Genomic DNA, 8,387 nt, shown 5'->3' on the forward strand with positions numbered 1-8,387 from the left:
TCGGCCGGTGTCCGTCCGTCGCGGGTGGTCACCATCGCCTGACCCGGTCCCACTCGGCGGCGAATGCGGCCCCGTCGGCGGCGTCGATCACCACCAGGCCGGCCGCTCCCGGCGGCGTCGGGTCGGCCGTGCCGACGACCCCGACCACCACCGAGGGGTACGTGCCACGCAGCGCCCCGACGTGTCCGAGGTCGCTCCGGCCGTCCGGCCCGGTGAGGAAGACCAGCGTGTCGCCGAGCCGGTCGCGTCGCAGGCGGGTCGCGGTCGCCTGCAGGGCGCTGTCACCGGCGACGAGTTCGGCAGCGGCGAGCCGGTCCAGTGGGCCGGCCGGGGAGTCGCCGCCGTGCGGGGCGGCGTCGGCGTGTTCGGCCGGGCGGCGGCGGGCGCGTAGGCCGGCCCATCCGCGTTCGGCGCCTGCCGTCGTGCCGCCGCCCGTCGCCGCCGGGACGCTGTCCTCGGCCACGAGCAGCAGGATCATCGGCAGGTCGGCCCGGTGCGCCGCGGTGACGATCGACGCCGCCGCCTCGCAGCAGGCTTCGAACGACTCGGACGGCCCGCCGCCGTACGGGTGCGCGGCGGCGCGGTTGTCCAGCAGCACCACGATGCGGGGCAGGCTGGTGTCCACGTTCTCCCGCACCATCAGCTCGCCCACCCGGGCGCTGGTGCGCCAGTGCACCCGGCGCAACTCGTCGCCGATCACGTACTCCCGGAGCGAGTCGAACGTGATCGACCCGTGCGGTACGGCGTCGGTGCGGCCGTCGAGGCTGCGCCCCGCGCCGGTCGGTACCGCGTTGAGCGGGTGGATCCGCGGGTGCACCCAGATCGGTACGGCGCCGCCGTACGGGCGGGCCGACGTGACCAGCCCCAGCGGGTCCCGGCGGGTCACCCGCAGCGGGCCCACCCGGACCACACCCCGGCGTACGGTGGGCACGTCGTACCGGACGGCGGTGTCCCGGCCCGGTCGGAGCCGAAGCAGCGGGACGGGCACCCACTGGTTGTCGCACCGGTCCTCGGCGAGAAGGTTCACCGCCCGCAGCCGTCCCGTGTTGCGGACGGTCAGATCCATTGTGGCGGGCTCGCCACGCCCCACCCGGTCGGGGGAGGCGGTGCGGATGACGGTCAGCCGGGGCCGCCAGGCCGCGACCAACGCGGCGTAGCCGACCGCGACGCCGGCCGCCGCGCCGAGCAACGTCAACTCGGGGTACGCGAACCGGACGCCGACACCGAGCAGTACGACAGCCGCGACGAGCAGCCCGATCCCCCGAGCGGTGACCCCGATGCCGGTGCGGCCGGTCACCCCTGCACCGGGGCCGGCTGGCCGGAGGGCAGTGGGACCGGCACGGAGGCGATCGCCTGCCGCAACACCTCGGCGGCGGTGACCCCACGCACCTGCGCTTCCGGGGTCAGTAGCAGCCGGTGCGCGAAGACCGGCTCGGCCAGCGTCTTCAGATCCTCCGGCATGATCCAGCCCCGGCCGTCGGTGAGCGCGTACGCGCACGCGGCGCGGGTCAACGCGATGACGCCCCGCGGGCTGACGCCGACGCGTACCTGCGGATGGGTCCGCGTGGCCGCGGCGAGCCGCACCGCGTACGCGTAGAGCGGCTCGGCGATGTGCACCCGGCGGGCCATCTGGATCATCTCCCCGACGGTGGCCGTGTCGGTGACGGCGGTGAGCGCCTCCGGGGAGCGGACGGTGGACCCGCGCAGCACCTCCACCTCGACCGCCTCGTCCGGGTAGCCGACGGAGAGCTTCACCAGGAACCGGTCGAGCTGGGCTTCCGGCAGTCGGTAGGTGCCGTCCATCTCCACCGGGTTCTGCGTGGCCACCACCAGGAACGGCTGCGGCACCTGATGCCGGACACCGTCCACGGTGACCGTGCGCTCCTCCATGACCTCCAGCAGCGCCGACTGGGTCTTCGGCGAGGCGCGGTTGATCTCGTCAGCGATGACGATGTTGGCGAACACCGGCCCCGGGTGGAACTCGAAGTCCCGGCTGGCCTGGTTGAAGATGGTCACCCCGGAGACGTCCGAGGGAAGCAGGTCCGGCGTGAACTGGATCCGCCGCCACTTGCCCTGCACGGTAGCCGCGATCGCCCGCGCCAGCGTGGTCTTACCGACGCCGGGGACGTCCTCCAGCAGTACGTGCCCCTGGGCGAAGAGCGCGGTGAGCGCGAGCCGGACCACCTGCGGTTTGCCCAGGACAACCGCGTTGACGTTCTCGGCCAGCCGGGCGGCCAGCGCGGCGAAGCCCTGCACCTCCGGCTGGGTGAGCGGATCTTGGGTGTTCACGTGCGTGGCGCTCCTTGCCTGGGGCGGGTCAGCAGGTGGGCAGGACGTTGATGTTGTCGCCGCCCTCCAGGTTCAGCCAGGCCCAGGGAATGTAGTTCTTCCCCTCGTACGCGACCTGCACCCACCAGGTGCTGCGTTTGTCCTTGTTGTAGATGTAGGCGTACACCTCTTCGCCCCGCTTCTTGCAGTACGCCTTCAGCCGGGTGCCCGGCTTCGCCCAGCCGACCTGCCGGTCGTTGTCCTGCCGGGTCACCGCGAAGATCTCGTTGCCGTTGCGGCCGTCCACATCCTTGTCGCAGTACGTGGCCTCCTCGCCGGAGTCGCCGTTGTTGCAGGTGGCGATGCCGTGCAGGTCGTTCGTGGTCTCGGCGCGGGTGGCCGTGCCGCGGCCGGCGGCGTTGCTCGCGGTCACCGTGAACGTGTACTTCGTGCCCGGGGCCAGACCGGTCATCGTGATGCCGGTGCAGCTGCCGGACCTCGTCGGCTCACCCGGCGCGCTCAACGCGCAGGTCGACTTGCCGCCACCGGCGTCCACGGTGAACGACACCGTGGCCGAGGTGGCGGTCGCCGACGAGCCGGTCACCGTGACCCGCGGCTCGGCGACCGTACGGGCGGTCGCGGTCGCCTCCGGGCCGGCCCCGGCCTCGTTGACCGCCTTCACCCGCACGGTGACGTTGCGCCCGTTGCCCAGCCCGTCCACCGTGGCCCGGGTGTCGCTCACCTCGCTGGTCCGCCCGCCCACGTCGACCAGGTATCCCGTCACCGGCCGGCCGTTCGGCGCGGCCGGCGCCCACTGCAGTGAGACCGTGCCCGGCCGGTCCGGCACCGTGCCGGCCCGCAGTTCCGCCGGACGCCCCGGCGCCGCGTACGGCACGACCGTGTTGCTCACCGGGGAGCTTGCCGACGCCACACCCCGGTCATTCACCGAGACCACCGTGAACGCGTACTGCGTGCCGTACTCCAGTTCACCCGCGGGCACCACCAGCTCGGTCTTGGTGGCTTCGCCGACCGGGGCGTTCGCGCCCGCCGACGACGCGGTCACCGCGTACCGGGCGATCCGGTGGCCCTGCCCGTTCGCGGCCGGCCACCGCACCACGACGGTGCCGTCCGGCCGTTCCTGCGCGGTGACCCTGGCCGGCGGGTCGGGTACGGCGGCCGTCGGCGTGACCCGGTTGCTGCTCCGTGACGGGCCCGCACCCTTGGCGTTGACCGCGTGCACCGAGAACCGGTAGGTCTCGCCGTTGGTCAAACCCTTGATCTCCACGGACCGCTGGTTGGCGCCCACCTCGTGCCGCTGCCCGGCACCCTCCACCACGTACCGGATGATCGCGGCGCCGTTGGCCGGTGCCGGCCGCCAACTCACCCGAGCCTGCGCGTTGCCTGCGGCGGCGGTCACGCTGCGCGGCGCGCCCGGCTTGCCGACCTTCGGCTTCTTCGGCGGAGGTGGCGGCGGGGGAGCCGGCGGCGGGTCACCCCCGAGCACGTCGTTGGCGTACTTGTCGACCTCGCGGACCTGGTGCTTGTCGTCCACCACCCGGGCGGTCGCCGAGTCGGGCGCGTTGATGAAGAGGTGGTTCTCCCGCACCTCCAGCTCCAGCGGACCGTTCGCCTTACCGCGGATGGTGTCGACGAGCCTGCCCTGGGTGTCGAACGTGTAGATCGTGCCGGTCGCCTCGTCGGCACAGTAGAACCGGTCCGCCCAGGCCACCGCCGGGCTGAGCTGGTCGCCGCTGCCCGGCACGGTGAACGCGCCCACCTCACCGCCACCCTCGGCCACCACGTGCACCCGCCGCTCCCCGGGCACCGTCACGGGCACCCTCGACCCGCTGGTACGTGTCGGCAGCGCGCCCGGCGACGTCATCGTGAGCTTCGTCGGCCGGACCGTGTCTCCGCGTACCGTGACCAGGGCACCCACGGTGCGGTCGAGCACCGCGACCCCGTCGTCCAGGGTGGAGATCACCAGCTCGTGCGCGGGATCGGCCACGCGGTACGTCTCGACCCGTTCGGGGCTGAGCCCGGCCCCGGGAGACGCCGACGCGGCATTGTCCGGCAGGTCGGCGGCGGTGACCGCCGAGACGGTGCCCTCACTCGGCACCCCGATCCAGAGTCGACCCGCACCGTCGAACGAGCCACCGGTGATGCCCGGCAGATACCGGACCGGCTCGCCGACGGGCATCAGCGAACGCGGATCCAACTGCCGCACGACTCCCTGCACGGCGTCGATCACGAAGGCCGCGTCCTCGTGCAACGCGACGTTGACCCCGAGCCCGGGCGTGGTCCGCGTGGTCGCGGTCATCTGCAACGTGGCCAGGTCCAGCGAGCTGACCTGCCCCGTACTCCGGTCGCGCAGGATGAGCATCCGATCGGTCTGGGTGACCTCCATCGGATGCTGCCGGATGCCCGGCACCTCGGTGCGCGTGTCGACGCGCGCGGTGACCCCGTTGACCCGGGCCAACTCGCTGCGCGCCGCACTCCACAGCCAGGCGCTCGCGTCGTAGTTGGCGACCGCGTTGTCGGCGGCGCCGAGCCCGTGCACGGTGAGCCCCATCGCCGCGAGCAGCGCAACCACCGTCGCGATGGTGACCAGCCCACCCCGCGGCCTCCGCCGGCGTCGGGAGGCGCCGGACCCGGCGTGCACCGCGTCGTCGATGGTGGCCACTACCGGCTGCCTTCCGTGTCGTCGTGCCAGGTGGCGCACCCTGTCGATGCCCCCGGCCCTGAACCGGTGCCATCATATGGTCCAGGTCACAGCCGGGGGAACCCGCAGAGTCCGCCTGTGGACACCGAGCGTGTACGGAAGACCTCTCAGGTCACGTCGTCGCAGCACCGCCCGCACGGCCCGTGCACACCTGAGCGGACGTGGCGAAAGCCCCCGTCGGCCAGGCCGCGAGCACGGTGAAGCAGTAGTCCAGCCCAGGATTCAACCCGTTCACCGTGTAGCTGGTCTGACCCGGGTCCACCGTGGCCATCGCCCGCATCGGCTGCCCCGCGCGACCACCGACAATCGTGAACGGCACCTTCCCACCGGACGGGTCCGCCCACGTCAACGTGATCGTGCTCTTTCCGTCGAGCAGCCGTACGTCGCCCGGGGGCGGTCCGGCCACCGTCGACTCCGCGGTCGACGGCGCGCTCGCCGTCGACCCACCCTCGCCGTTCAGCACCATCGCGCCCACACCCGTCGCCGCCGCCGCTGCGGCCACCACCACGGCCGCGGTCACCGCCACCGTCGTCGCCCCCCGGCTACGGCCACGCTTTCCCGGCTCCTCGAACATCGGGTCGGTCGGGCCGAGCGGCAGGTACGGCGGCTCGCCCGCGAGGGTGCCCGGGGCAGTCGAGTCAACGGCCACCTCCGCGACAGGAACCCGAGGCGTCGACCGCGGCAGTGCCGCAGTCTTCGCCTGCCTCGCCGAGAAGATCACCGGTACGGTCGACGGGTGCGGCGCCAGGTCGGCCTGAGGCGCCGGTGCGGGCGCCGCGGGCGGATCCACCGGTGCCGGCGAGGCGGCCTCGCCTGCCTGAGTGGTCGGCAGCACCTGCAGCTCGGCGGTGGCGCCCCACTGCGGCGCGTTCTCACCCCACACCGGCACCTGCGGATCGCTGGCCGGCTGCGAGTCACCGGCCGTCCCGCCGGCCGCTGGCGCGTACCTGGTGGGCGTGCCGTCCGCCGGCTCGCCGGTCGCCGGCGACGTGACCGGCGACCCGACGACCGGTGGCACCGCGGCCGGCTGCGTGTGGCCCGGCCAGAGCCCGTGCTCGTCGAACGGGGTAGATCCCGGTCCGGGCTGGTGGGGTGGTGCGCTGACCGGCGGCGGCACGGGCCCCGGACCCGCCTGGTGAGGCGGGGCGCTCACCGGCCGCGAGGGGGCAGCCGGAGCCGAGGTCGGAACTGACTGGCCGGGCGTTCCGCCGACCGTGGGCGGGGCTGCCGGTTGGTGAACCGGCCCAGCCTCGTCCGGCCGGGGCGGTTCCGGCCCCGGCTCCTGGACCCGACTACGCCGGTCTGCCCTGGCCCGAGCGATCTCGTCGGCGAGCAGCGGCTCGATCTGCTGCACTCGGATCGTCGGCTTGTCCCACCCCGGCGAGCCGGCGCTGGCCGGGTGCGACGGGGTCTGGCCGCCCGCGGCCGGCCCGCCGGGCGCGTCGGGAGTCGGCCGCCGAGGCTCGGGCCGGGCCGGGCCGGACTCCGCACCGGTCTCCGGTCGGTCGGGCGGCACCGGATGCGGCACCGGCCCGGTTACGGGCTGCGCCGCAGAGGCGCCGGGGCGCGGCGGCACGGCCGGAGGTACCGGCACTGCGGGCGGCGGAGGCCCGGCCGGGCGTGGCGGCACCGCCGGGGCTGCCGGGGGTGGAGGCAGCGGTGCGTCGGAGCGCGGTGGCGGCACGGTGCCGGGCACCTGCGGCGCAGCGACGGGGGGCACGGTTGGCCGTGCCGGATCGGTGGTGGGCGCCGGAGGCGGGGGCACTGCCCGGGTGACCGGTGGTGGCGGCACGACGTGCCCGGGCGGCGAGGTGGGCTGCGTCGGCGCCGCGACCGGCGGCGGGGGAGGTACGACCGGGCTCGCCGGTGGTGCCGGGACCGGGGGTTGGGGAGGTGCGACCGGGGTCGCCGGTGGTGCCGGGACCGGGGGCGTCACCGGCGACACAGGGGCGGTCGGTGACGGGAAGTGTCCGGCGGGGGCCAGGGGCGCGGATGGGGCCCACGGCGTGGCGGGCGGAGTCGGCGGCTCGGCCGGACCGGGCCGCTGAGGAGCGGACGGCGGGACGGCAGCGCCGGGCTGCGGCGCCCAGGGCGACGCGGGTGGGGACGGTACCGCCGTGGCACCTGGCGTGGCCGGCGGGGGCGGGACCGGCGTGCCGGGCTGCGGCGGGAGCGGGGACGGTACTGCGGCGGCGCTCTGCGTGGCCGGTGGAACCGGTGCAGCCGCAGGCGGGACCGGGGCGACGGGCTGCCGCGCCCACGGCACCGCGGCACCGGGCGCCTGTTGCGAGACCGGCGGTGTCCGCCCCGCCGGCGGCTGGTTACCGGGCGCCGACGGACCGGTGCGTTGGATCGGCGGCAGCGCCTTGAACGCCACCGTCGGGCCGGTCAGGGCCGCCATCGCGCCGGCCTGGGCCGGGTCCGGCGGTGGTGGGGCAGCCGGATGGGCGACAGGCGGGGCGGCGCCGGCGTGCTGCGCGAGGTACTGGCGCGCCGTGCGTACCGCTGGATGGTCCGCGCCGAGCACCGCCGGGCCGGCGGCGGCGATCCGGCTGTAGTTGCGGCGAGCCTCGTGCCGATTGCCGAGCTCCTCCGAGACACCGGCCAGGTCGTAGATGAGGGCCAGCATCAGTGGGTCGTTCGGGTGCCAGCGGCGCTCACCCGCGGTGTACGCCTCCTCGAGTACCCGACGCGCGGCGAGCGGGTCGTCGGCCTCTCGGTGCAGCCGGGCCAGCAGGTGCGCGGTGTTGAGCACGTCCGGGTGGTCTTTCCCGTACGGCGGACGGGCCGACTCAACTGCCTCAGTCAGCACCCGACGAGCAGCGGTCAAGTCGCCCGCGGCACGCAGAGAGAGCGCCTGGTGCTGAACGGCGGCCAGAGGGGAGGGATGGGACACATGGTCATGCTGCCGGTAGAACGCCTTCGGACGCTACCCGGACCTGAGCGAGCAGCTGACGGCCGCACCGTGACCTGGGCTAACGACGTGTCTTGCGGTGCGGGGGAGCGCGATGTGCATGATCCACGTCGGCCGTGTACAGTAACTCCCCGTGCGGCCCGCCGGGGCGGCCATCGGGTGACGAAATCACCCAGGCCAACACGGTAGGCTGGATGAGTAAGTCCGGGTGGCGGAATGGCAGACGCGCTAGCTTGAGGTGCTAGTGCCCGTATAGGGCGTGGGGGTTCAAGTCCCCCCTCGGACACAATTCAGTACATGATCCACTTGGGGTTGCCTGAGCGGACACGATCCGGGCCCGTTGGTCTGTAGATCAGCTTGAGTCCCAGCTCGCGGTAGATCAGTGTCTTGTCTGCGGGATCCGCGTCGCGGAGGACTGCGGCGATGTTTCCGAGGGCTTCGACGATGTGGTGGATCTCGTCGGTGGTCATGTGGCGGCGTTCGCCG

Annotated in this window: 4 protein-coding genes, 1 tRNA gene and 1 pseudogene; 1 reads left to right on the forward strand and 5 read right to left on the reverse strand. The window is 74.0% G+C overall.

The window, feature by feature from the left end; translation table 11 throughout:
- Window positions 1-28: 28 nt before the first annotated feature.
- The 4 genes and pseudogenes from ABZS42_RS14995 to ABZS42_RS15010 all read right to left on the reverse strand — a co-directional run.
- On the reverse strand, window positions 29-1,279 hold the full coding sequence (locus ABZS42_RS14995) for a DUF58 domain-containing protein (RefSeq protein WP_355145457.1): 1,251 nt from the start codon (window positions 1,277-1,279) through the stop codon (window positions 29-31).
- Window positions 1,280-1,293: 14 nt separating this feature from the next.
- Entirely contained in the window at window positions 1,294-2,289 is a 996-nt protein-coding gene (locus ABZS42_RS15000; RefSeq protein WP_355145441.1) for a MoxR family ATPase, read from the reverse strand.
- 28 nt (window positions 2,290-2,317) lie between these two features.
- Window positions 2,318-4,927, reverse strand: coding sequence for a fibronectin type III domain-containing protein (locus tag ABZS42_RS15005; RefSeq protein WP_355145458.1), 2,610 nt, complete (start codon window positions 4,925-4,927; stop codon window positions 2,318-2,320).
- 2,539 nt (window positions 4,928-7,466) lie between these two features.
- Window positions 7,467-7,865: pseudogene (locus ABZS42_RS15010) on the reverse strand (tetratricopeptide repeat protein); the annotation flags it as partial.
- 238 nt (window positions 7,866-8,103) lie between these two features.
- Between ABZS42_RS15010 and ABZS42_RS15015 the strand changes: the two are divergent.
- Window positions 8,104-8,187 (forward strand) — tRNA-Leu (locus tag ABZS42_RS15015).
- A gap of 4 nt (window positions 8,188-8,191) precedes the next feature.
- On the opposite strand, the gene ABZS42_RS15020 is transcribed toward ABZS42_RS15015, so the two are convergent.
- A partial coding sequence (locus ABZS42_RS15020; protein WP_355145443.1) for a hypothetical protein occupies window positions 8,192-8,387 on the reverse strand: 196 nt, incomplete at its 5' end.

The organism is Micromonospora sp. NPDC005367, from assembly GCF_040606825.1.
GTDB lineage: Bacteria > Actinomycetota > Actinomycetes > Mycobacteriales > Micromonosporaceae > Micromonospora.